We start from the raw sequence: 22382 nt of genomic DNA on the forward strand, positions 1-22382 counted from the left end.
CTCCCGTTGCCGCGCCCGCTCCCGTCGCTGCTGCTCCCGCGCCGGCCCCGGCTCCGGTTGCCGCGCCTGTGGCAGTACCGAACTCGCCGATCGGCGTGTGGGCGACCGAAGAGAACAAGGGCAATGTTCGTGTCGAGCAGTGCGGTCCCAATCTCTGTGGTTACGCCGAGAAGACCAACGCGCGTATCCTGATCAACATGAAGCCCGAGGGCTCGAAATGGAGTGGCCGCATCCACGACCCTGATTCCGGCCGCAATTACGACTCGACCATCGCGATGAAGGGCCCGAATGCGATGCGCGTGCAGGGCTGCGCCTTCGGCGGCATGTTCTGTGGCGGTCAGACCTGGAAGCGCGTGAGCTGACGCTGAAGGCGTCACATCGACAGGCAAGCACAAGTGATCGTCATGGCCGGGACAAGCCCGGCCATGACGGTGAGGAGATGCCGGAGCCAAAAACATTGGCATGACTCGCGAATGGTCTCGGGGACGCGCCGTTTGCACATTCACCCCCTCCCTGCCACACGTGTTCATCCGCCATTCAGTTGCCCCCGGCTGAAATCCGCGGCTCTCGCCTCGCGTTCTCTCCGGGACCTCCTCGTGACTTCACTAGTAGTTTGGCGCCGCTCCGTGTTCGCGCTCGCCCTGCTGGCCTTGCCGCTGGCAGGCACAGGTGTGGCGTGCGCGTCCGAGGCCATCGAGCTGGCACAGGCGCAGCCGCAAGCACAGCCGATACCCGCACCCTCCCCGACGCCGTCGGCCTCACCTAGCCCCGCGACAGACGCGCAGCCTGCCGCGGTCGAGCCGATCGGCAACGTCGCGACCGTGACGGGGATCGCGACCGTGATCCGCGACAAGAACTCGTATCCGCTGCGCGTGCGCGACGACATCTATCTCAACGACGTCGTGCAGACCTCGTCGAACTCCTCGCTCGGCATCACCTTCAACGACGCCACCACGTTCAACCTCTCGGCCAGCGCCAGGATCACCATCGACAATTACGTCTATGAGGACGGCGGCAAGCAGAACGCCGCGATCTTCGACGTCGGCAAGGGCACCGTCGCTTTCGTTGCCGCAGCGGTGGCAAAGACCGGCGACATGAAGATCACGACGCCGACCGCGACGCTCGGCATCCGCGGCACCACCGGCGTTGTCGACGTGCCGGAAGGCGCGGCGGCGAACAGGGCGAGCAATGTCAACATCAAGCTCTATCCCGATGCCGACGGCCGGGTCGGGCACATCGACGTCGACGACCGCACAAGCGGCGCGCGGCTCGGCGCGCTGACGCAAGCAGCCAGCGGTTTTGCGATCCGGCCAGGTGCAGGCGGCGCCGGCGGCGTCATGCGCTTTGCCGCGGTGCCGATCACGATTCCACCGCAGCAGATCGCGCGCGACCGCGGCTTCGTCAGCCAGGTGCATCTGGCGCAGACCACGGGCCGGCAGATCGTCACCGAGCAGCGCGACTTCCGCCGCGCCAATCCCGGCGCGCCCAGCCGCATTCCGCGACCGCTCCAGCCGCAACAGCAGCAATTGCGGCCGACCACGCCGCCAAGCCAGCAGCCGCAGCGGCCGAACGGCCAGCCTGGTCAGAATTTCCGTCCGGGTCAGCAGCCGGGTACGCCGAACCGGCAAGGCGCGCAGCCTCCGCAGCGGCAGGGCCAAGGCGGCGCGGTGCAGCCGGGTGGCCAGCGCGCGGGTCAGGGGCAACAGCAGCGACAAGGCGAGCAGCAACAGAGACCGCTACATCAAGACCAGCAAGGCGCGGGTCGGCGGCAAGGAGCGCCACGCACCGAGCAAGGCATGCAGCCCGGTGGCGTGCAGCAACCGCAGCCGCAAGCGCCGCGCACGGGATTGCAGCCGGGTCAGCCAGCACAGCCACCTGCGGCCCAACAGCCAGGCGGCATCCAACGTCAAGGCGGCTTCCAGCAGCGCCTCCCTGGCGCGCAACGCCCCGCAGCGCCGCGCAAACCGGCGCCGAAGGAGAAGGAGCGGCGGTGACTCTTCCTTCTCCCCTTCGTGTGCGCGAAGCTGCATCGTCAGCGCGGCGGCGGTTCTGAGGAAATCGTGCGAAAGAAGCCCGCTCCGCCGCCTCCCCGTCATTGCGAGGAGCCCTTGCGACGAAGCAATCCAGAATCTTTCTGCGGAGAGATTCTGGATTGCTTCGCTGCGCTCGCAATGACGACCTGGAACGAGGTGGCGTCACCGCACTAACTTGGAGATGCCGTTTTGCCCAGCACGCGGCGCGCGCTCATGCGTCGCCGCGGAGCCACGCCTTCACCTTCTGCAACAAACCATGCCGCAATTCATCGACCGACGCGGCTTCGGCCGGCGTCAGCGTCTGCAGGGCCGCATCGATGTCATCGGTCGCCGGTGGTGTGGGCGGCGGCGACGACGCAAGCCCTGCCGCCGCGAGCGCGATCGGGCCAACCTGCGTCAGGAACGCGCGCTCATACTCGCGCGACAGCCGCGAAATCGCATCCTCCAGTGTCAGCCAGTCCACCGCCTTGATGTCATTCATCAGTTTGCGGACCGGCCCGCCGTCAGCCTCCATCCGCCAGAAATGCACGGCCTTGGTGCGCCCGCCCGACTGATAGACCAGCGTGCCCAAAAATTCGTGCACCGCGACGTTGTGGCCGGTCTCCTCCAGCACCTCGCGGTGCGCGGCTTCTTTCGGCGTTTCGCCGTCGTCGAGCTTGCCCTTGGGCAAGACCCATTCATTGCGCTTGCGCTGGCGCACCACTGCAATCAGCGGCGTCGAACCACGCCGCAGCACGATACCACCCGCCGCCATCACCGGCGCCCGCGCCATCACCAAATCCGTATCGGTCGAACCGCCCCGCTGACGATATAGGCCGCGGGCGCGGCGGATTGAAGGCTACTTTCTTTTCAGCAGCGCTTGACCTGCGCGAATGCGCGTGCCCTCCGTGATGCCGTCGCAGAACGTGAAATCGCCGGGCGCCAAGATGATGATGGTCGAGCCATGCTCGAACCAGCCCAGCTCTTCGCCCTTGCTCACCTTGACGTCGCAGGGGAAATTGACCGGCCCGCGTGTCTGCGCGTTCAGCACCATGTCGAGGAAGTGCAGGCGGATGCTCGCAACCAGGATCGCCGCTACCGGCACCAGCGTCACGGCCTCGCCAGTCGACAAATGCGTGCGAATGACCGCGCGCTCGTTCTTGCAGAACAGGCGCTCGACCCGCTTCAGCGCGATCGGATTGACGTTCCAGACGTCGCCATGGATCAGCGTGACGCGTTCGATATGCGCGTCACAGGGCGCATGGAAACGGTGATACATGCTCGAGGTCAGCCGCAGCGTGACGAAGTTTCCGTTGCGGTGCTGGTCGACGAGCGCGGAATCGCCGACGAGGTCGAGCAGCGAATAAGGCGCGCCCTTGACCTGAAACAGTTCGGTGTCGGCGATCCTTCCATGGGCACCGACAATGCCGTCGGAGGGGCTGGCGACCACCGCTGGGTCCGGATCGAACGGCCGCAGGCCCGGCTTGAGCTCCCGGGTGAAGCAGTCGTGCAGACTCCGGAAGTGGGTCTTATGCGCCTCCGACAGATCGAGGTCGGAGAACAGCTTCCACAGCGCAATCGAGACGTCCCGCACCAGAGGGTTCTCGATCTTGGAGAACCAGCCCATGAAGCGGGTCAGCGCGGCACGCGGGATACGGTTGGTCAACAGGAAGTTGAGGTCTTCCTGCTGGGTGAAAGAGGCGATGAGGGCTTTGACTGTCATGAATCTGTCAGCTCGCAGAGTTAGCGCTTGTTGTCATGGAAACGACACTCCCGATTCTCTCGATGTCCGTGGCCGCCGCAGCGTCCGCTGCCGCCGCCTTCCCGAAGCTCAAGGCGCGCATCGAGCTCTCCCGCGCCAAGCACCGCTCGCTCTCCGGGCACTCCAAGATGTCGCGCCGGGTGGCAAAGCTGCTCCCGTTCTACGAGTTTAGCGGTGACCGTTATTTCGGCTGCGACGGCGCGCCGGCGAACGTAGTGAAGCAGCGCAAGGAAGCCTTCTTCCGCCTCGCCAGCCTCTACGCCGAGCGCTACCCCAAGGGCCGCGCGATGACGAAGGAAGCGGCCGAGACAATCTCCGATCTCAACTTCACCGAAAGCTACCGCGTGCCGTTCCAGTTCTCGCGTCTCGTCCGCGAGCACCTGGGCACCTCGACCTTCATGGAGTCCTCGCGCGGCGTCACCGTCACCGATGTCGACGGCAACACCTCCTACGACCTTACCGGCTCCTATGGAGTCAACATCTTCGGCAACGACTTCTACAAGGAGTGCATCGAGGGCGCCGAGAAGCGGGCGCATGGGCTCGGACCGGTGCTCGGCCCCTACCACCCCGTCATCCTCGAGAATGTGCAGCGGCTCCGCCAGATCTCCGGCCTCGACGAGGTCTCGTTCCACATGTCCGGCACCGAAGCCGTGATGCAGGCGGTGCGGCTGGCGCGCTACCACACCAAGCGTACGCATCTCGTCCGCTTCGCCGGCGCCTATCATGGCTGGTGGGGCGACGTGCAGCCCGGCGTCGGCAATCCGATTCCCGCGCACGAGACCTACACCCTCGCCGAGATGTCGGAGAAGACGCTGCACGTGCTGCGGACCCGCAAGGACATTGCCTGCGTGCTGGTCAATCCGCTGCAGGGCCTGCATCCGAACGCCAATGCGCCCGGCGATTCCTCGCTGGTCGATTCCTCCCGCGGCGGCAATTTCGACCGCACGGCCTACACCGAATGGCTGAAGAAGCTTCGCGAGGTCTGCGACCAACGCGGCATTGTGCTGATCTTCGACGAGGTCTTCGTCGGCTTCCGTCTCGCCGCCGGCGGCGCCCAGGAATACTTCGGCGTCAAGGCCGACATGGTGACCTACGGCAAGAGCCTCGCGGGGGGCCTGCCGATCGGCGTCGTCTGCGGCAAACGCGAGTTGATGCGCCGCTTCCGCGACGACCGTCCCGCCGATATCTGCTTTGCCCGCGGCACCTTCAACTCGCATCCCTACGTCATGACGGCGATGGACGAGTTCTTGAGCCGGCTCGCCAGCCCCAACTTCCGCGCCGTCTATGACCACCTGGAGGAAACCTGGAACGGCCGCGTCCAGAAACTCAACCAAATGATGACCGATGCCGGCCTGCCGGTGCGGTTCGCCAACTTCTCCTCGATCTGGACGGTGAAATACACCACCCCGTCCCGCTACAACTGGATGCTGCAATATTACCTGCGCGCGGAGGGCCTGGCGCTGAGCTGGGTCGGCACCGGACGGCTGATCTTCAGCCTGAACTACACCGACGCCGACTTCACCGAGGTCGCCGAACGCTTCGTCCGCGCAGCCGAAAAAATGAAGGCCGACGGCTTCTGGTGGCACGATGGCGTGCTCACCAACAAGAACATCAAGCGGCAGATCCTGAAAGAGATGCTGGCCAAGCGCTTTGGGCGCTGAGGCTGCGTCCACCGACGCCGTCATGGCCGGGCTTGTCCCGGCCATCCACGCGTCTCCGCGCGTGGGCTCCAAGACGTGGATGCCCGGGACAAGCCCGGGCATGACGTAACCATTAGACATCGGAGTGTTTGTTGTGCGCAGCGCGCTCAGGCGTGCTGCTCTTCGAGCGTGGGCTCGCCGATGAGGCCCAGCGTGTGCTCGGGGTTGAGGTGCAGGCCGGGGTCCATCAGCTCGCCGCGCATCAGCGCGATCGGGGCCTTGTGATAGAGCATCAGATCGTGGAACGGGTCGGTCAGGATCTTGGTCATCCAGACGAGGCCGGTCTCGACGTCGCGGATGAAGAACAGATGCACGGTGCGGAACAAGAGGCCGCCGCCGCCGACCACGAGCCAGATCTTCGCCACCTGCCGCATGAAGTCGGTCGCGCTCGCCCAGGGCGTGAACAGGCCGAACAGCGTGGGGTCGACGACCAGCACCAGCGGTGAGAGCGCCCAGATCGCCATCAGCACCACCTTGCGCTGAAGGTTGTAGCCGACCTTGATCTCTTCCTTGTGCTCGTGCGTCGCCTGGTTGATGTGGTCGTAATCATGCGGCTCGAAGAAGAAGTGACCAGCCTGGCGCGAGGTCATCGAGACCAGCCAGCCGACCAGCCCGGAGACCACGGGATCGATGAACAGCCAGACATAGGCAAAGAGAAAGCTCAGCGCGCTGACGAAGTGCAGGCTCTGATTGATGCGGCTGTGGTGATAGTAGCGATGGTCGTCCCAGCGCTGGATGCGCAGCTGCTCGAGATAATTCTTGATCATGCTCTTCCCCAAAATGCTTTCGGGTACGGGATTTAAAGGGATTCGATGTACGCCGTGTGACATCATCATTTTGTCATGTGACGATGTGCAGCGGCGCGATGACGCACGCGACGCGTAAGCTCACGCCGCCTTGGCGACCTCGACCTTGCGGAAGCGCACCAGCGAGAAGTGTCCGAGCGGCGGAATCAGGCGGCGCTCGGCGAGCTCGATGCCATGCGCGCCAGCCAGCCACATCGCATAGCGCGACCAGGCGAACTCGGCGGTGCGGAAGCCGAGTGGACGCACCACCGGCTGGAGCTTCTGCTCGATGAAGCGGCGCATGCCGGTGTCAGCGCTGACGCGGGTGAGGATGATCAGCTCGCCGCCCGGACGCAGCACGCGGGCGAATTCGTCGAGCGCTTTTTCCGGATTTGGCACGGCGGTGACGACATATTGCGCCATCACGACGTCGAACGAATTGTCGGGGAATTCGAGCTTCTCGGCATCCATCACCGCGAGGCCCTCGACGTTCTTCAGCTTTTGCTCCGTCACGCGGCGGCGCGCCTTGTCGAGCATCGCTTCCGAGATGTCGGTGCCGAAGATGCGCAGGTTCGGGGCGTAGAGCGGCAGCGAGATGCCGGTGCCGACGCCGACCTCGAGCACCCGGCCGCCGATCTTGTTGGTGGCCGCGATCGCCGCCTGCCGGCCCTTGGCGAACACGCCGCCGAACACGAGGTCGTAGACCGGCGCCCAACGGTCATAGGCCTGCTCAACCGTGCCGCGGGTGAGGTCGAGCTGCTGGGTGCCGTCAAGGTTCATGATCTTAGCCATCGATGAGGTTCTCGCTGTGGTTCTAATTGAAGATCAACCGCGCACCGGCCGCCGCGCCATGCGAGGCGAGGCGCGCAAGACGCGACTGGGCTGAAGTGAGGTGAGATTGCCGACGAACTGGCGCGCGCTGTTCTCCCAGGAGCGCTCCAGCGCGAAGTTGCGGCAGGTCTCGCGCGACATCGTGAGCGCGCGGAGGCACGCGGAGCGCAGATCATGATCGATCGCGCCGATCGGATGATCGGCGATGACGTCCTTCGGTCCCGTCACCGGAAAGGCCGCAACCGGAGTGCCGCAGGCGAGCGCCTCGAGCTGCACCACGCCGAAGGTGTCAGTCAGGCTCGGAAACACGAAGACGTCGGCCGCGGCGAGATGCGCGGTGAGATCGGCCCCCTTCTTCTCGCCGAGGAAGACGGCGCCGGGATATTTCTTTTCCAGCGCGGCCTTCTGCGGGCCATCGCCGACGACGACCTTGGTGCCGGGCAGGTCGAGCGAAAGGAAGGCTTCGAGATTCTTCTCCACCGCGACGCGGCCCATCGTCATGAAGATCGGGCGCGGCAGGTCGAGAGCTGCCGGGCTGTCGGGATGGAACAGCTCGGTGTTGACGCCGCGCGTCCAGAAGCCGAGCCGCTTGAAGCCGCGTTCGGACAGCTCCTGCCGCAGCGAGGGCGTCGCCACCATGGTCATGGCGGCAGCATCGTGGAAGTGGCGCAGCACGGCATAACCGATGCTCGCGGGAATGCGGGTCCGCACCGAGACATATTCGGGAAAGCGCGTCGTATAGGAGGTGGTGAAGGCGAGCCGGTTGCGACGGCAATAGGCCCGCGCGGCCCAGCCGATCGGGCCTTCGGTCGCAATGTGCAGCGCTTCCGGCGCGGCCTTCTCGATCCGCCGCGCGATCTCCTTACCCGTCGGCAGCGCGATGCGCAGGCCTGGATAGGTCGGCAGCGGCCATGACCGAAAGCCGTCCGGGGTCAGGAAGTCGATCTCGACATCGAGAGCCTTGGCCGCGCTCGCCAGCGAGGTCAGCGTCCGCACCACACCGTTGACCTGCGGATGCCAGGCGTCGGTCGCGATTAATACCCGCATGGGAAAATCCCGAGAGTTTGATGATTCTCGGTTTCCGACCATCAACGAAGGATATTTCAGGCGTATGACGTCACAGAAGTGTCGGCCCACTGTTTTGTTCGTTAACGGATCTGCGCGGCCACGAAACTGTCATGAAACAATCCTTGCGGCCACGAAACCGTTTTCGGTTTTCCGCGCAAATGTCCCGAAACGTTTTGCCGTTAAGTGATCTACCCAACGGAGCACCGAAACGGTGCCGCGGTGAGCAAAAACACCGAGCAAACAGGGGCGATCAAATGTTCAATCTGGACACGTTCAAGAATTATTCGCGCGCCGTTGCTTTTGGCGCAGTGGCGATCTCCGCGATCTCATTCGCAGGTGCAGCCAAGGCCGCACCGGTGCAGCTCTTCCCCTTCTTCCAGCCGCTGCCGCCGATGACCGCGCCGCAGCCGCTTCAGCCCTATCAGCCCTACCAGACGACGCCTTATCAGGCCGCGCCGTCCGAGGATCAGGACGCGGTCGAGATGCCGGCCCGCTTCCGCCGCCAGACCGTTTCCTATGCAACGCGCGAGGCGCCGGGCACCATCATCATCGATACGCCCAACACCTATCTCTACTATGTGCTCGGCAACGGCCAGGCGCTGCGCTACGGCATCGGCGTCGGACGCGACGGCTTCACCTGGTCGGGCATCCAGTCGGTGAGCCGGAAGGCCGAATGGCCGGATTGGACCCCGCCGCCGGAGATGATCGCCCGCCAGCCCTATCTGCCGCGCCACATGGCCGGCGGCCCCGGCAATCCGTTGGGGGCCCGCGCCATGTATCTCGGCGGCACCATCTACCGCATCCACGGCACCAACGCGCCCGAGACCATCGGCAAGCACGTCTCGTCCGGCTGCATCCGCATGACCAACGACGACGTCACCGACCTCTATGCCCGCGTCAACGTCGGCACCAAGGTGATCGTGCTGCCGATGACGGAGCGGCGCGCGGAACTCGGAGCTGCGACGCGCTGAGCGACAGGACATTGTGACGCAAACGGCCCCGGAACCCACCGGCGCCGTTTTCGTTTGCCCTCGACATCCCGAAGCGCGCTTGCTGCGGCGCGATCCCCGATGGAGGCGCAGATGCAAGCACGCCTGCAACGTTCGTCAAGCGCCTGGCTGCGCGCGATCGGCACCGCGGCGCTGACGCTGCTCGTGTCACCACTCCTCTCGCTCGCGCAGCAGCCGGCGAGCGACGACATAGCCCAGCAGGCCTTCAACAATTCCTGCCGCACCTGCCACTCCGTGAAAGAGGGCGACAATCGCCTCGGTCCCAATCTCAACAAGATCGTCGGACGCAAGGCCGGCTCGCTGCCGAATTACAATTACTCGTCGTCGATGAAGGAAGCCGGCTTCGTCTGGGACCAGGACAAGCTCACCCGCTTCATGGTCAAGCCGGACGAGGTCGTGTCCGGCCACAAGATGCAGCCCTATGGCGGCATCTCGGCGGAGGAAGCGGCCAAGGTGGTTGCCTATCTGCAGGCGGCTTCGCAGTAACGACCTAGGCGACGCCGGGTCGTTTTTGTTTGGTGTCGGTGATCGTGGCCATCCTTCGAGACGCCTGCCTTCAGCGGGCCCTCAGGATGAGAGGGATGGGCTGGTGACTTGAGACAACGAACCAACGCACTTGCGCCAGCCCGCAAGATGCCCATTGAGCCTCATCCTGAGGAGACCGCGAAGCGGTCGTCGCGAAGGACGAGGCGTTCACACCGGCGGTCCCTTACCGCTCGCCCCCGCGCCTTCGCTCCGCAATCAACCGCAGCCACGCCGCGGAATGAAATGCGCTCATCAACAGATACATCGGCACCATGCCAATGAGCGCGGATCCAGGTCCGGCCGAGCAGAGCATGTCCGCCTGACTGCCGCCGAGCACGGCGGTCAGCAGGGCCATGATCGCGAAGGTCGGCGTGGCCGCGAGCCCCAGCCATCTGGCGAGGTGACGCGCGGCCGCGACACTGTCGCGGTTGACGCTGGCGGCCGCGCTGACGGGAGAGGTCATTTCCTTTCTCCGGCGGCCTCCTCGCGAAAGGCTTTCTCGCCGGCGTCCGAGATCTCGACCCACTTCTTGTCGGGCGCCGCACCTTCGGTGTAGCTGTCGTGCCAATTCCACCATTTGTAGGTCGGCGTCTGCGGATAGCCCTTGGGCGAATCCTCCCAGACCTCCTGCCGGCCGAGCGGCGTGATGTCGAGGTAGTTCCAGGTACCGCCCATCTGCTCGTCGCCCCGGCTCTTGACGAAATAGGTGCGGAAGACACGGTCGCCGTCACGGTAGAACACGTTGGTCCCGTGCCATTCGTCGACGCCGAAATCGGCGTCGAAGCTGTCGGTGACGGTGACCCAGGGCATGGTCCAGCCCATTCGTTTCTTCAACCGCGCGATATCGGCCTGCGGCGCGCGCGATGCGAAGACGAGGGTGGTGTCGCGGGCATTGAGGTGCGCGACATGGGCGACCTGGTCGGCGACCATGGAGCAACCCCGGCAGGCATGATCGGGCCAGCCGAACACCCCCGGCTCGAAGAAGGCCCGGTAGACGATCAATTGCCGCCGGCCCTGGAATAGGTCGACCAGACTGACCTTGCCGCCGGGGCCCTCGAACGCATAGGTTTTGTCCACTGCCATCCACGGCATGCGTCGCCGCTCGGCGGCCAGGGCATCGCGGGCACGAGTATGCGCCTTTTCCTTCACGAGCAGTTGCAGACGGGCTGCCTCCCAGTCCTGCGGCGACACCACCGGCGGTGTTTGCATGGCGGAACGTCCGTTATTTCCTGCGTTTTCAACTGATGTCATCATGGCTCTCCAAACCTCTTGCCTGGGCGATCATTCCGCATCGCGTCATGACAAACGCGGAACAGTTCGCCCCTTACCGCACATCGTCGGTCGTAAACTGTTTCTGGCACCGGACGGTTGCGCAGTGGGAGTAACAAGTGTGGCGGGATTTGAATGGAGTCGCTGATCACGGCCGCGGCGCGCGCGCTCGAAGCGGGCGATCCGCTCGGTGCGCTGAACCGCGTTGCGCTGCGTAATGATGCACCGTCGCTGGCGCTGCGCGGCATCGCGATGGCGCAGCTCGGCGATCTCGCCAAGGCCAAGACGCTGCTGCGGAGCGCCGCACGTGCCTTCGGTCCGAGAGAGGCGGTGGCGCGCGCAAGGTGCATCGTGGCCGAGGCCGAGATCGCGCTCGTCTCGCGCGACCTGAATTGGCCAGTGAAAACGCTCGCGGCCGCGCGGGCGACACTCGCAAAGCATGGCGATCTCGGCAATGCCGCCCACGCCGGTCACATCGAGGCCCGCCGCCTTCTTCTGGTCGGGCGCCTCGACGAGGCCGAGCGTACGCTGGCGGAGCTCGGCCCATCCCCGCTCCCGCCTGCATCTCAGGTCGTCCGCGAACTCGTGATCGCCGGCATCGCCATCAGGCGCCTCAAAACCAAACATGCGCGCGCGGCGCTCGACCGCGCCGCCGACGCGGCGCGGTTGGCCGGGATTCCAGCGCTCACGGCCGAAGTCGAAAGTGCGAAGCTCGTGCTCGACACGCCCGCGGCGCGCCTGATCGCGCGCGGCAAGGAGCACCCGCTGTTGCTCGGCCAGGTCGAAGCGCTGGCGGCGTCCCAAGCGCTCGTCGTGGACACCTTCCATCACACCGTTCGCAAGGGAGGCGTCGTCGTGTCACTCGGAACGCGGCCGGTGCTGTTCGCGCTCGCCCGCCCCCTGGCACAGGCGTGGCCCGCGGACGTGTCCCGAGAGGCACTGATGACCGCGGCATTTCAGGCGAAGCACGTCGATGAATCGCATCGCGCCCGGCTGCGGGTCGAGATCGGCCGGCTCCGTGCCAAGCTCAAGCCTCTTGCCGATGTGAGCGCGACCAAGCAGGGCTTTGCGCTGACACCGCGCAAGACGCGACAGGTTCTTGTGCTGGCGCGGCCGGTCGAGGAGAAGCACGCCGCGGTACTCGCCTTTCTTGCGGATGGCGAGCCCTGGTCGAGCTCGGCGCTCGCGCTGGCGCTTGGAACGAGCGCGCGCACCGTGCAGCGCGCGCTCGAAGAGCTCGCGCGATCGCACAAGGTGCAGTCCTTCGGACACGGAAGAGCGCGGCGCTGGATGACCCCGCCCGTCCCGGGTTTCCCGACAGGCTTGTTACTCCCCACGCCACTTCTGAAGACGTAAGGTGAGGTCACACCACAGGGATCGAGCACATGAAGCGTTCAGCCGCCGAGATCATCAGGGAGTATGGGCCTTTCGCGGGCGTCGAAGCCGTGCATGGCGTCACCTATGACGGCACGCATGTCTGGTTCGCATCCGGCGACAAGCTGAACGCGGTCGATCCGGTCGACGGCAAGATCGCGCGCTCCATCGATGTCGCCGCGCATGCGGGAACGGCGTTCGACGGCCGGCACCTGTTCCAGATCGCCGAGGATCGCATCCAGAAGATCGACGCCGCCACCGGCAAGGTGCTCAGCACGATCCCTTCACCTGGCGGCGGCGGCGATTCCGGATTGGCCTGGGCCGAAGGCTCGCTCTGGGTCGGGCAATATCGCGAGCGCAAGATCCATCAGGTCGATCCCGAAACGGGAAAGGTTCTCCGCACCATCGAGAGCAAGCGCTTCGTGACCGGCGTGACCTGGGTCGATGGCGAGCTCTGGCATGGCACCTGGGAGAACGAAGAGAGCGACGTGCGGCGGATCGACCCAGATACGGGCAAGGTGCTCGAGCAGCTCGACCTGCCCGCCGGGACGATGGTCTCGGGTTTGGAGTCCGATGGCGGCGATCGCCTCTTCTGCGGCGGCGGCGGTCGCGGCAATGTGAGAGCGGTCCGTCGTCCCCGGCGCAGCTAGCCTCGCGATCACGGTTTGAATGCGCGGCAACGGGGCGTTCGCAGCCGTTAACCTGTTCGCCCCAATTCCACCTCACCGGTGCGCTCTAGCGCCCTTCTCGCCTGCCCTATAGACTTCTGCCCGGGGCGGCCTGGGGGATTGATGGGACTGACGCTGAACTTGAAGACTATCCTGATCGCCGTCGTGGTGCTCGCGGCGTCGTTCTTCATCAGCCTGAAGGCGATGGACTTGCTGTCGCCGCGGCCGACCAATTCGGCGCCGCCGGTCGCGCAACTGCCGCCGCTGCCGCCGGCCTCGAAGAGCTCCATCGTGATCGCGCCGGTCGCGATCGCGCTGTCGGCGATCCGCGAGCAGGCCGAGAAGGCCTCGCCGCGCAATTTCGCAGGGAAGGCTGACAACCCGATCTCGCAGATCCTGGAGAACGCCGACATCGGCTGGTCCGCAGCCCGCGGTCCGATGGCGGCAAACGGCGACAAGGACGTGCTGACAATCTCGACGCCGCTCACCGGCAAGCTCAACGTGACCGGATCGCTGTCCTCGAAAGCCACAGGCGCCCTTGGCGACGCGCTCGGCAGCGTGCTCGGCGGTGATGCGGCGAAACGGATCGGCGCAGTCAACATCAAGAACCTGAATGCCAGCGCCGAGATCAAGGGCAACGTCGTCGTCACCTCTCGCCCGAAGCTCGCGGCCGCCTGGCATCTCGAACCCAATCTCGGCGCCCAGGTCAATCTCGGCGACACCAACCTCTCGGTCGCCGGGGCCAAGGTCAACGTGCCGGCGCAGGTGAAGCCGCTGATCGACAAGAATGTCGGCGAGCAGATCAACGCGGTCTCCGAGCGCATTCGCAACGATCCTTCGCTGCGGGAGAACGCCAGGGTGCAATGGGCCAAGGCGTGCCGTTCGATCCCGCTGCAAGGCTCGAGTTCATCGGCCGCACTGCCGCCGCTCTGGCTCGAGATGAAGCCGGTGCGCGCGATCGCGGCGCAGCCGCGGGTCGATGCGCAAGCGGTAACGCTGCTGCTCGGCCTCGAGGCCGAGACACGCGTGACCTCGGCGCCGACCAAGCCGGAGTGTCCGTTTCCCGACAAGATCTCGATCGTGCCGCCGACCGGCACCGGCGTGAACATCGGCGTGCCGATCGACGTGCCCTTCACCGAGATCAACAAGCTGATCGCGGCGCAGATGGTCGGCCATACCTATCCCGAGGACGGCTCCGGCCCGGTCGACGTCACCGTCAAGACCGTCAACGTGATCCCCTCGGGCGACCGCCTGCTGATCTCGCTGCTGGTGCGCGCCAAGGAGAAGAAGAGCTGGTTCGGCCTCGGCGCCGAGGCGACCGTGCACATCTGGGGCCGGCCGATGCTCGATCAGGCGGAGCAGACGCTGCGGCTCGCCGACATCCAGCTCGCGGTGGAATCCGAGGCCGCGTTCGGCCTGCTTGGCGCCGCGGCGCGCGCCGTGGTGCCACAGATGCAGCAGGCCCTGCTGCAGAAGGCGACGCTCGACCTGAAGCCGATCGCCGCCAACGCCCGCGAGAAGATCGCCGCCGCGATCGCCGACTACCAGAAGAGCGAGGACGGCCTCAAGGTCGAAGCCAAGATCGACAGCCTGACGCTTGCCGACATCGCCTTCGATTCCAAGACCCTGCGCGTGGTCGCCGAAGCCGGCGGCTCGCTGAACGTGTATGTGACGAAGCTGTCGGGGATGTGAGCACGCCTTCGCTCACCGGGTCCGTGCGCGCCTTCGTCGCTTGCACCGCTGGCATTCTCGCCGGAGGATGCTAATCTCGGCACTGTAGGGGACAACGCGAGGACAACATGGAAGCCGGCATGGTCACGCCTGCGCCGGCACTGGTGCGCTTTTCCGGCATTCAGAAGTCCTACGATGGCGAGCACCTCGTGGTGAAGAACCTCGACCTCGAAATCAGGAAGGGCGAGTTCATCACCCTGCTCGGCCCGTCTGGCTCGGGCAAGACGACCACGCTGATGATGCTGGCTGGCTTCGAGGTTCCCACTCATGGCGAGATCTACCTCGCTGGCCGGCCGATCAAGAACGTGCCGCCACACAGGCGCGACATCGGCATGGTGTTCCAGAACTATGCCTTGTTTCCGCACCTGACAATCGCGGAGAATATCGCCTTCCCGCTATCCGTTCGCAAAATCAACAAGCCGGAAGCACAGGAGCGCGTGAGGGCGGCGTTGCGCATGATCAAGATGGAAACCCTGGCGCAGCGGCGACCCGGGCAGCTGTCCGGCGGTCAGCAGCAGCGCGTCGCGCTGGCCCGCGCGCTGGTTTTCAACCCGCAGCTCGTGCTGATGGACGAGCCCTTGGGTGCCCTGGACAAGCGCCTGCGAGAGCAGATGCAACTGGAGATCAAGCAACTGCACGAGACGATGGGCATCACCGTCGTCTACGTCACCCACGATCAGAGCGAAGCGCTCACCATGTCGGACCGTATCGCCGTGTTCAATGACGGCATCGTGCAGCAGATCGACAAACCCAACGCGCTTTACGAGCATCCGGTGAACAGCTTCGTCGCCCACTTCATCGGCGAGAACAATGTGCTGGCCGGCACCGTCGAAACGGTCGACAAGGACTATTGCCGCGTCGCGCTGGCTGGTGGGGGTGCCGTGACCGCGCGGGCGGTCAACGTATCAGGCGGCGGCGCATCGACCTCCCTGTCGGTGCGGCCGGAGCGGATCGCCATTGTCCCGGATGGCACCTCCAGCGAGGGACCGAACCGCCTGCCGGCCAAGGTGCAGAACACCATCTATCTCGGCGACCACGCGCTGGCCGTGCTCGATGTCGCCGGCAACGGGGAGTTCATGGTCAAGCTTCAGCCGGGGGCGCATGACAGCCTGAGATATGGCGACAGCGTGTTCATCACCTTCCGCCCTGAGGACTGCCTGGCCCTTGATCCCGTCTGATTCAATCCTGCAGCATGTCTTTGGCGCAAGCGGACCGGCATCGATCAACCTCAACGCAACGCAGATGAAGAAGGAACAAGGACCATGCTGAAGCGCAACATTGGCAAGATTGCTCTGGGTTTCGCCGCGGCGTTCACCGCCAGCGCAGCGCTGGCCACGGTCGCGCAGGCGCGTGACCTCACCGTCGTGTCGTGGGGCGGGGCGTATCAGGATGCCCAGAAGAAGGTCTATTTCGAGCCGTTCAAGAAGGCGGCCGGAATTCCGATGAACGACGAGTCCTGGGACGGCGGCATCGGGGTGCTGCGCGCCAAGGTGCAGGGTGGCGCCGCCACCTGGGACGTCGTCCAGGTCGAGAGCGACGAACTGGCGGTCGGCTGCGAGGAAGGCCTGTTCGAGAAGATGGACTATTCCAAAATCGGCGGCGAGGCCGCCTATATCCCGCCGTCAGTCAATCCCTGCGGTGTCGGCGCCATCCTCTACGATTTCGTTCTCGGCTACGACAAGGACAAGCTGAAGCAGGCCCCGGGCGGCTGGGGCGACTTCTTCGACACCAAGAAGATTCCGGGTAAGCGCGGCCTGCGTCAGGGCCCGAAGACCACGCTGGAGATCGCCCTCATGGCCGACGGCGTCGCACCGAAGGACGTCTACAAGGTGCTGGCGACCGACGAGGGCATCGATCGCGCCTTCAAGAAGCTGGACACCATCAAGGGCGACATCGTCTGGTGGAAGGCTGGCGCCCAGCCGCCGCAATTGCTCGCTTCCGGCGAGGTGGCGATGACCTCGGTCTACAACGGCCGCATCGACACCGCGAACAAGAACGAGAAGAAGAATTTTGGCATGGTATGGGACGGGGCGCTGTTCACTCTCGACAGTTGGGTCATCCTGAAGGGGAGCCCGAACAAGGACGCGGCCTACAAGTTCCTGGATTTCGCCGGCAAGGCGGAGAACCAGTCCAAGCTGTCGGAGAACATCGCTTATGGCACTTCGAACAAGGACGCAGCCACCCGGCTGCAGCCCGCCGTTCTGAAGGACCTGCCGACGGCGCCTGATAACATCAAGAACGCGGTCGAGATCAACGTTGGCTTCTGGCTCGAGAACATCGACCGCCTGACCGAGCGCTTCAACAAATGGGCAGCAAAATAGCGTGTAACCGGAACCGACATACAGGAGCAGGTAGAGGTCGCGGACAACGCGCCCGTGACGCATCCTTCGAGACGCCCGCCTACGGCGGGCCCTCAGGATGAGGACGGAATGTGCGGCAGCGGTGTCACAGCAGGCGCCGATGTCGATGAGCCTCATCCTGAGGAGACCGCCACCGGGTCCGCGCAAAGCGCGGCCCGATGACAGGCTCCGCGGTCGTCTCGAAGGACGAGGCGCTTGCTCAGGCCGATCGACAAGGCCACATGCGATTGCCCGGCCTGAAGTGGCGAAGGATGTGCAGTCAAAGAGGCTCGCAGCATGACAGCTACACCCGCGATCGGCGCAGATGCCCGGACCGAAGTGCCGCTCAAGCGACGCCTGAAGCGGGCCGAGCGGGCGCGCCAGATCAAAGCATTGGCGCTGGTTCTGCCGCTTCTGCTGTTTCTGCTCTTCACCTTCGCAGGCCCGATCGCCGGCATGCTGTGGCGCTCGGTCGACGATCGGGAGGTGCGCCAGATCCTGCCCCAAACCGTAGCTGCTCTCGCCGACTGGGATGGCAAGGACCTGCCGGACGAAAAGGCCTTTGCTGCGCTGGCAAGCGATATCCTGGCGGCGCGCGCCTCCGGCACCATGGCCATTGCGGCCAAGCGGCTGAACTACGCACTGAACGGCTTCCGCACCATCCTGACCAGCACGGCACGCAATCTGAAGGCGGTGCCGGAGCGAGGGACGGCCAAGGAGACATTGGGCAAGATCAATCCGGCCTGGCGCGAACGCGCCACCTGGACGACGATCAAGGACGCCAGTGGTCCATTGACCGGCTTCTACCTGCTGGCGGCGCTCGACCTCACCCGGAACATGGACGGCGCGATCGTCGCGGCCCCGCCGGATCAGGCCATTTACCGCAACGTATTCACCCGCACCTTCGTGATCAGTCTCAGCGTCACGGCACTCTGCCTGATCCTCGGCTTCCCGGTCGCCTACCTGCTGGCGACGCTGCCGCCCGGCCGGTCGAACCTGCTGATGATCTTCGTCCTGCTGCCGTTCTGGACGTCGCTTCTGGTCCGCACCTGCGCCTGGATCGTGCTGTTGCAGAGCAAGGGCGTCGTGAACGACAGCCTGCACTGGCTTGGCATCATCGACGAGCCGTTGCGCCTGATCTACAACCGCTTCGGCGTCTGCGTGGCGATGACCCACGTTCTCCTGCCGTTCATGATCCTGCCGCTGTACAGCAGCATGAAGGCGATCTCGCCTGCTTACATGCGTGCGGCCGCCTCGCTCGGTGCGCCGCCGGTCACCGCCTTCCTGCGGATCTACCTGCCGCAAACGCTGCCCGGTATCGGGGCCGGAAGCCTGCTCGTCTTCATCCTGGCGCTCGGCTACTACATCACACCGGCACTCGTCGGCGGCGCCGCCGATCAAATGATCAGCTACTTCATCGCGCTCTACACGACCGAGACGGCCAACTGGGGCCTTGCTTCGGCGTTGGGTGCGGTGCTGCTGCTCGCCACTGTTCTGCTCGCTCTCCTCTACGGAAAACTGGTGCAGGGACGGCGAGTGACGGGAGGGATGAAGAATTGAGCGACAATCCTTCCCTCCGCACGCCGAGCCAACGCATCGCATGGACCGCGACTATCGTCGTCTCCACGCTGGTGTTCATCTTCCTGATCGCGCCAATCCTGGCGATCATGCCGCTGTCCTTCAGCTCGGGCTCGTACTTGACCTATCCGCTGCCCGGCCTCTCCTTGCGCTGGTACGACGATTTCATCAATTCGCCGCGCTGGATGAATTCGCTGAAGAACAGCATGATCATAGGCGTCGCCTCGACCCTGCTGTCCATGGTGCTCGGCACATTGGCCGCGCTGGGGCTGGCGCAGTGGAAGAGCCGGCTCAAACCGCTCGTGCTGGCCTTCGTGCTGTCGCCGGTCGTGGTGCCCGGCGTCATCACCGCGGTCGGTCTGTATTTCTTCTTCGCCCCGATCGGACTGACCGGCAGCTATCTCGGCTTGATCCTGGCTCACACCGCGCTGGCGACGCCCTTTGTGGTGATCACGGTCGGCGCGACGCTGCAAAGCTTCGACACCAATCTGGCGCGCGCCGCCGCCTCACTCGGCGCCTCGCCGCTCTACGCGTTCCGCCGCGTGATCCTGCCGCTGATCCTGCCCGGCCTCGCGTCGGGTGCGCTGTTCGCCTTCGCGACCAGCTTCGATGAGGTGGTGATCGTGCTGTTCATGGCAGGTCCCGAGCAGCGCACCCTGCCGCGCGAGATGTTCGCCGGCATCCGCGAGAACATCAGCCCGACGATCACGGCCGCGGCGGTGATGCTGACGACGGTATCGATCATCCTGCTCGCGACCATGGAACGCTTGCGCCGACGGAACGAACGGCTCAAAGGCAGCAGCGCCTAGGCGACGTTCGTCTTCCTTTTCCCGCGAGCGTCGCTGCCCTCTCCCGCAAGGGGAGAGGGCACAGCAATGCGCTATCGTGACGTTGCGATATTCCTCCTCCCGGGAACACCACCCGCCCTTTCTTTTTTGCATTCTGCTATGGCGCGGATCGCTTAGCTGCGCCTGCAGATAGCCGTTAAAACTCCTCCCGCAACAAAGCCCAAACAACAACACACAGGGAGAAACAACATGCAAAAACTCAGTGTCGCGGTCGCAGCTGGCCTCGCTCTGGCCGTAACATCCGGCACCGCGCAGGCGCAGATTTCCGACGAAATCGTCAAGATCGGCGTGCTTACGGACATGTCGAGCCTCTATGCGGACGCGACCGGCAAGGGCTCGCTCGCCGCCGTCGAGATGGCGGTCGCGGACTACGGCGGCAAGGTCGCGGGCAAGCCGGTCGCGGTCGTCGCCGCCGATCACCAGAACAAGCCCGATGTCGGCGTCAACATCGCCCGCAACTGGTACGACAACGACAAGGTCGACGCGATCTTCGACGTGCCGACCTCCTCGGTGGCGCTGCCAGTCTCGGCGCTGACGCGCGAGAAGAACAGGATCAATATCAATTCCGGCGGCGGCTCGTCCGACATCACCGGCACCGCCTGCTCGCCCAACACGGTGCATTGGACCTACGACACCTATGCGCTGTCGAACGTCGCCGGCAAGGCGATGGTCAAGCGCGGCGAGGACAGCTGGTTCTTCGTCACCGCCGACTACGCTTTCGGCATGGCGCTCCAGCGCGACGCCGCCAACGTGGTCAAGGAGAGCGGCGGCAAGGTGCTCGGCGAGGTCCGCCATCCGCTCAACTCGTCGGACTTCTCCTCCTTCCTGCTCCAGGCCCAGGCCTCCAAGGCCAAAGTGGTCGCGCTGGCGAATGCCGGCGGCGACACCACCAACGCGTTGAAGCAGGCTTCCGAGTTCGGCCTGACCCAGGGCGGCCAGAAGATGATCGCGCTGCTGCAGGAGATCACCGACACGCATTCGCTCGGCATCAAGGCGACGCAAGGCCTGATCGTCACCGACGCCTTCTACTGGGACATGAACGAGGAGACGCGGGCCTTTTCGAAGCGCTTCAACGAGAAGGTCGGGCACATGCCGACCATGATCCAGGCCGGCCTCTATTCGGCGACCATGCACTACCTGAAGGCGATCGACGCCATCAAGACCGACGAGGCACCGAAGGTGATGGAACAGATGCGCAAGACACCGATCAACGACTTCTTCGCCAGGAACGGCAAGATCCGCATCGACGGCCGCATGGTCCACGACATGTATCTGTTCGAGGTCAAGAAGCCTGAGGAATCCAAGGGCGAGTGGGACCTCTACAAGCTGATCGCCACCGTGCCCGGCGACGAGGCGTTCCGTCCGCTCGACAAGGGCGGCTGCCCGATGGTGACGGGGCATTGAACTGCGCTCGTCGTCATTGCGAGCTACGCAATCTTGTCGCGAGCTCCTCGCAATGACGGGGAGGAAAAGACACGACAGCGCGCCCAGTGAAAACCGGGCGCGCTTCGTCTAGGCAGTTACGCGAGCCGCATTACTCCGAATACTTGAACTCGGGCATGCTCTTCAGCTCGTCCTTGCTGGCGTTGAACACGGCATGATCCGGATACCATTTCGACGCGGACGACGTGGTCGCGGTCTTGTCGGTTCCGGTCGCTGCGCCAGTCGTCGTGGTCCCGGCCGGCCGGCCGGGCGGGCTGGTGGCCGCTGGGCCGCTATAGGCGATGGCCTCGTTGGTGAACTTCAGCTTCTCGTAGGGCACCGCGACCAGATGCTCGCCCATGCCGAGGAAGCCGCCGACGCCGATCACGGCGATCTTGATGTTACCGTTCTTGTCCATCAAGAGGTCGTTGATCGAGCCGATGTTCTCGTTGGCCTCGTTATAGACCTTGACGCCCGACATTTTCGACACGCGCCACTGGTCGGACGCGCTCGTCGTCGTGGCGGTAGCCGCGGTCGGCGCCTTGTCGGTGGTGGCGGTTGGTGCTTGCGCGAACGCCGCGGTCGCAAGCAGTACTGTGCCGGCGAGGCCGGCAACGATCGACTTCATCATGTTGTCCTCTCCTTCACAAACCTCGTGCGGAGAAAACAGCGCTGATCACGCGCGGTTCCGTGCGGGCGGCAATTTCGTCGCGCAATGCGCGAGCCGAAAATCACGGCAAGGCACGTTCCGGCGTCATCCAGGGACATATTGCGGCGCACGGTTCCCCGCCGACGATCATGCGCCCTGGGTGAAGCATGATCGCGGCGGGGAACGCGCCGACCCAGCGTCGCCCAGGTCAGCTCTTGTAGTCGATCAGCAGCGCGGAGAAGCTCGAGCCGCTCGACGCGCTGCCATTGGCACCGTAGGACGACGCCGACGATTGCGATTGCTGCAGCGCCTGGAGGAATTGTTGGAGGATTTCCGCGGTCGTTGCGTCAGCCGACGTGCTGTTGGTCGAATCCGTGGTCGTCGACGAATCCGAAGAAGCATCATCCGGCGGCGGGCCGGGCGGCGGTCCGCCTGCCCCGCCGGGGCCACCCGCTCCGCCGGGACCATAGGCGAAGGCGGACTGAAACACGCTCTTCAGCTCCTCGGCCTGATCCGAGGTCAGCGTCCCGTTCGACACCTCGTTCGAGATGAGGTCGTCGATCTTCGACTGCATCTCGTCCTTGGAGAGACGCGTGCCGCTCGATTGGTCGCTCGACCGGCTCTGCTGGAGCGCCGTGTCGATGTCGGTCAACGCGGTCGAGAGCGCGGACTGGTCCGACGACGAGATCGTGCCGGCAGAGACTTGCGATTGCAATTCCTGCTGCAGCCGCTGCAGCGGCGACTGGTAGCTGCCGGCGGAGGCCGCCGAAATCGAGGTCATGATGGCTCCGTGGATCTTGCGGGGTTTCGT

General features: G+C 64.9%; 22 protein-coding genes. 13 read left to right on the plus strand and 9 right to left on the minus strand.

The genetic code is table 11. The features are described 5' to 3' along the window. Both CWO91_RS25945 and CWO91_RS25950 read left to right on the plus strand, forming a co-directional pair. A partial coding sequence (locus tag CWO91_RS25945) for a DUF2147 domain-containing protein (protein ID WP_130217485.1) occupies positions 1-362 on the plus strand: 362 nt, incomplete at its 5' end. Positions 363-596: 234 nt separating this feature from the next. Next, a complete protein-coding gene (locus tag CWO91_RS25950; RefSeq protein WP_130217487.1) occupies positions 597-1994 on the plus strand; it encodes a FecR domain-containing protein in 1398 nt (465 codons plus the stop codon). A 250-nt stretch (positions 1995-2244) separates the two neighbouring features. Here CWO91_RS25950 and CWO91_RS25955 read toward each other — a convergent pair whose 3' ends face one another. Further along, positions 2245-2805: an NUDIX hydrolase gene (locus CWO91_RS25955; protein ID WP_130217489.1), complete on the minus strand. Its 561-nt coding sequence runs from the start codon at positions 2803-2805 to the stop codon at positions 2245-2247. A gap of 66 nt (positions 2806-2871) precedes the next feature. Then, the gene (gene asd, locus CWO91_RS25960; RefSeq protein ID WP_130217491.1) at positions 2872-3735 is read right to left on the minus strand and encodes an archaetidylserine decarboxylase; all 864 of its coding nucleotides are present in this window, start codon (positions 3733-3735) and stop codon (positions 2872-2874) included. A 35-nt stretch (positions 3736-3770) separates the two neighbouring features. Between asd and CWO91_RS25965 the strand changes: the two genes are divergently transcribed. Continuing rightward, positions 3771-5435 carry an aminotransferase class III-fold pyridoxal phosphate-dependent enzyme gene (locus CWO91_RS25965; protein WP_130217493.1) on the plus strand — a complete coding sequence of 555 codons (1665 nt, stop codon included), beginning with the start codon at positions 3771-3773 and terminating at the stop codon, positions 5433-5435. A gap of 146 nt (positions 5436-5581) precedes the next feature. Here CWO91_RS25965 and CWO91_RS25970 read toward each other — a convergent pair whose 3' ends face one another. From CWO91_RS25970 to CWO91_RS25980, 3 genes are all read right to left on the minus strand, one after another. Further along, positions 5582-6241: a hypothetical protein gene (locus tag CWO91_RS25970; protein WP_130217495.1), complete on the minus strand. Its 660-nt coding sequence runs from the start codon at positions 6239-6241 to the stop codon at positions 5582-5584. Between the two features lie 120 nt (positions 6242-6361). Beyond that, positions 6362-7051 (minus strand): class I SAM-dependent methyltransferase, encoded by a 690-nt coding sequence (locus CWO91_RS25975; protein WP_130217497.1) that lies wholly within the window; start codon positions 7049-7051, stop codon positions 6362-6364. Between the two features lie 33 nt (positions 7052-7084). Continuing rightward, positions 7085-8137, minus strand: a complete 1053-nt coding sequence (locus CWO91_RS25980; RefSeq protein WP_165405706.1) for a glycosyltransferase family 4 protein — start codon at positions 8135-8137, stop codon at positions 7085-7087. Positions 8138-8412: 275 nt separating this feature from the next. Here CWO91_RS25980 and CWO91_RS25985 point away from each other — a divergent pair, with 275 nt between their 5' ends. After that, on the plus strand, positions 8413-9129 hold the full coding sequence (locus tag CWO91_RS25985) for a L,D-transpeptidase (protein WP_130217501.1): 717 nt from the start codon (positions 8413-8415) through the stop codon (positions 9127-9129). Positions 9130-9228: 99 nt separating this feature from the next. Continuing rightward, positions 9229-9654 carry a c-type cytochrome gene (locus CWO91_RS25990; protein WP_130217503.1) on the plus strand — a complete coding sequence of 142 codons (426 nt, stop codon included), beginning with the start codon at positions 9229-9231 and terminating at the stop codon, positions 9652-9654. A 223-nt stretch (positions 9655-9877) separates the two neighbouring features. Here CWO91_RS25990 and CWO91_RS25995 read toward each other — a convergent pair whose 3' ends face one another. Continuing rightward, positions 9878-10156: a hypothetical protein gene (locus CWO91_RS25995; RefSeq protein ID WP_130217505.1), complete on the minus strand. Its 279-nt coding sequence runs from the start codon at positions 10154-10156 to the stop codon at positions 9878-9880. Continuing rightward, positions 10153-10947, minus strand: a complete 795-nt coding sequence (locus tag CWO91_RS26000) for a DUF899 domain-containing protein (RefSeq protein WP_130217507.1) — start codon at positions 10945-10947, stop codon at positions 10153-10155. Before CWO91_RS26000 ends, CWO91_RS25995 begins: the two co-directional genes overlap by 4 nt. 150 nt (positions 10948-11097) lie before the next feature. On the opposite strand from CWO91_RS26000, the gene CWO91_RS26005 reads away from it, so the two are divergent. The 8 genes from CWO91_RS26005 to CWO91_RS26040 all read left to right on the plus strand — a co-directional run bounded on the left by CWO91_RS26005 (position 11098) and on the right by CWO91_RS26040 (position 20904). Beyond that, positions 11098-12318 carry a helix-turn-helix domain-containing protein gene (locus CWO91_RS26005; protein ID WP_130217509.1) on the plus strand — a complete coding sequence of 407 codons (1221 nt, stop codon included), beginning with the start codon at positions 11098-11100 and terminating at the stop codon, positions 12316-12318. A 29-nt stretch (positions 12319-12347) separates the two neighbouring features. Further along, complete coding sequence (locus tag CWO91_RS26010) at positions 12348-12986, plus strand: Vgb family protein (RefSeq protein WP_130217511.1); 639 nt, start codon at positions 12348-12350, stop codon at positions 12984-12986. Between the two features lie 141 nt (positions 12987-13127). Next, positions 13128-14696 carry a DUF4403 family protein gene (locus CWO91_RS26015; protein ID WP_130217513.1) on the plus strand — a complete coding sequence of 523 codons (1569 nt, stop codon included), beginning with the start codon at positions 13128-13130 and terminating at the stop codon, positions 14694-14696. A 107-nt stretch (positions 14697-14803) separates the two neighbouring features. Beyond that, complete coding sequence (locus CWO91_RS26020; protein WP_130217515.1) at positions 14804-15913, plus strand: ABC transporter ATP-binding protein; 1110 nt, start codon at positions 14804-14806, stop codon at positions 15911-15913. Between the two features lie 84 nt (positions 15914-15997). Then, positions 15998-17056 carry an ABC transporter substrate-binding protein gene (locus tag CWO91_RS26025; RefSeq protein WP_130217517.1) on the plus strand — a complete coding sequence of 353 codons (1059 nt, stop codon included), beginning with the start codon at positions 15998-16000 and terminating at the stop codon, positions 17054-17056. Positions 17057-17371: 315 nt separating this feature from the next. Continuing rightward, positions 17372-18634: an ABC transporter permease gene (locus CWO91_RS26030; RefSeq protein WP_130217519.1), complete on the plus strand. Its 1263-nt coding sequence runs from the start codon at positions 17372-17374 to the stop codon at positions 18632-18634. Then, the gene (locus CWO91_RS26035) at positions 18631-19461 is read left to right on the plus strand and encodes an ABC transporter permease (RefSeq protein ID WP_165405707.1); all 831 of its coding nucleotides are present in this window, start codon (positions 18631-18633) and stop codon (positions 19459-19461) included. The genes CWO91_RS26030 and CWO91_RS26035 overlap by 4 nt, the downstream gene beginning before the upstream one ends. A gap of 228 nt (positions 19462-19689) precedes the next feature. Next, positions 19690-20904, plus strand: a complete 1215-nt coding sequence (locus CWO91_RS26040; RefSeq protein WP_130217521.1) for an ABC transporter substrate-binding protein — start codon at positions 19690-19692, stop codon at positions 20902-20904. 130 nt (positions 20905-21034) lie between these two features. Here the strand turns inward: CWO91_RS26040 and CWO91_RS26045 are convergent, their stop codons facing one another. Then, the gene (locus CWO91_RS26045; RefSeq protein ID WP_130217523.1) at positions 21035-21553 is read right to left on the minus strand and encodes a PRC-barrel domain-containing protein; all 519 of its coding nucleotides are present in this window, start codon (positions 21551-21553) and stop codon (positions 21035-21037) included. A 226-nt stretch (positions 21554-21779) separates the two neighbouring features. Continuing rightward, the gene (locus CWO91_RS26050; RefSeq protein WP_165405708.1) at positions 21780-22352 is read right to left on the minus strand and encodes a hypothetical protein; all 573 of its coding nucleotides are present in this window, start codon (positions 22350-22352) and stop codon (positions 21780-21782) included. Positions 22353-22382: the final 30 nt, after the last annotated feature.

It is taken from the genome of Bradyrhizobium genosp. SA-3 (assembly GCF_004212635.1).
GTDB lineage: Bacteria > Pseudomonadota > Alphaproteobacteria > Rhizobiales > Xanthobacteraceae > Bradyrhizobium.

Bases quoted from the DNA above. Each gene is read 5' to 3' on its own strand.
- CWO91_RS25985 (WP_130217501.1), top strand. From the start codon at position 8,413: ATGTTCAATCTGGACACGTTCAAGAATTATTCGCGCGCCGTTGCTTTT.
- CWO91_RS25975 (WP_130217497.1), bottom strand. From the start codon at position 7,051: ATGGCTAAGATCATGAACCTTGACGGCACCCAGCAGCTCGACCTCACC.
- CWO91_RS25955 (WP_130217489.1), bottom strand. From the start codon at position 2,805: ATGGCGCGGGCGCCGGTGATGGCGGCGGGTGGTATCGTGCTGCGGCGT.
- CWO91_RS26015 (WP_130217513.1), top strand. From the start codon at position 13,128: ATGGGACTGACGCTGAACTTGAAGACTATCCTGATCGCCGTCGTGGTG.
- CWO91_RS26040 (WP_130217521.1), top strand. From the start codon at position 19,690: ATGCAAAAACTCAGTGTCGCGGTCGCAGCTGGCCTCGCTCTGGCCGTA.
- CWO91_RS25965 (WP_130217493.1), top strand. From the start codon at position 3,771: ATGGAAACGACACTCCCGATTCTCTCGATGTCCGTGGCCGCCGCAGCG.
- asd (WP_130217491.1), bottom strand. From the start codon at position 3,735: ATGACAGTCAAAGCCCTCATCGCCTCTTTCACCCAGCAGGAAGACCTC.
- CWO91_RS26010 (WP_130217511.1), top strand. From the start codon at position 12,348: ATGAAGCGTTCAGCCGCCGAGATCATCAGGGAGTATGGGCCTTTCGCG.
- CWO91_RS26030 (WP_130217519.1), top strand. From the start codon at position 17,372: ATGACAGCTACACCCGCGATCGGCGCAGATGCCCGGACCGAAGTGCCG.
- CWO91_RS25980 (WP_165405706.1), bottom strand. From the start codon at position 8,137: ATGCGGGTATTAATCGCGACCGACGCCTGGCATCCGCAGGTCAACGGT.
- CWO91_RS26025 (WP_130217517.1), top strand. From the start codon at position 15,998: ATGCTGAAGCGCAACATTGGCAAGATTGCTCTGGGTTTCGCCGCGGCG.
- CWO91_RS26050 (WP_165405708.1), bottom strand. From the start codon at position 22,352: ATGACCTCGATTTCGGCGGCCTCCGCCGGCAGCTACCAGTCGCCGCTG.
- CWO91_RS25995 (WP_130217505.1), bottom strand. From the start codon at position 10,156: ATGACCTCTCCCGTCAGCGCGGCCGCCAGCGTCAACCGCGACAGTGTC.
- CWO91_RS26000 (WP_130217507.1), bottom strand. From the start codon at position 10,947: ATGATGACATCAGTTGAAAACGCAGGAAATAACGGACGTTCCGCCATG.
- CWO91_RS26045 (WP_130217523.1), bottom strand. From the start codon at position 21,553: ATGATGAAGTCGATCGTTGCCGGCCTCGCCGGCACAGTACTGCTTGCG.
- CWO91_RS26020 (WP_130217515.1), top strand. From the start codon at position 14,804: ATGGAAGCCGGCATGGTCACGCCTGCGCCGGCACTGGTGCGCTTTTCC.
- CWO91_RS25970 (WP_130217495.1), bottom strand. From the start codon at position 6,241: ATGATCAAGAATTATCTCGAGCAGCTGCGCATCCAGCGCTGGGACGAC.
- CWO91_RS26005 (WP_130217509.1), top strand. From the start codon at position 11,098: ATGGAGTCGCTGATCACGGCCGCGGCGCGCGCGCTCGAAGCGGGCGAT.
- CWO91_RS25990 (WP_130217503.1), top strand. From the start codon at position 9,229: ATGGAGGCGCAGATGCAAGCACGCCTGCAACGTTCGTCAAGCGCCTGG.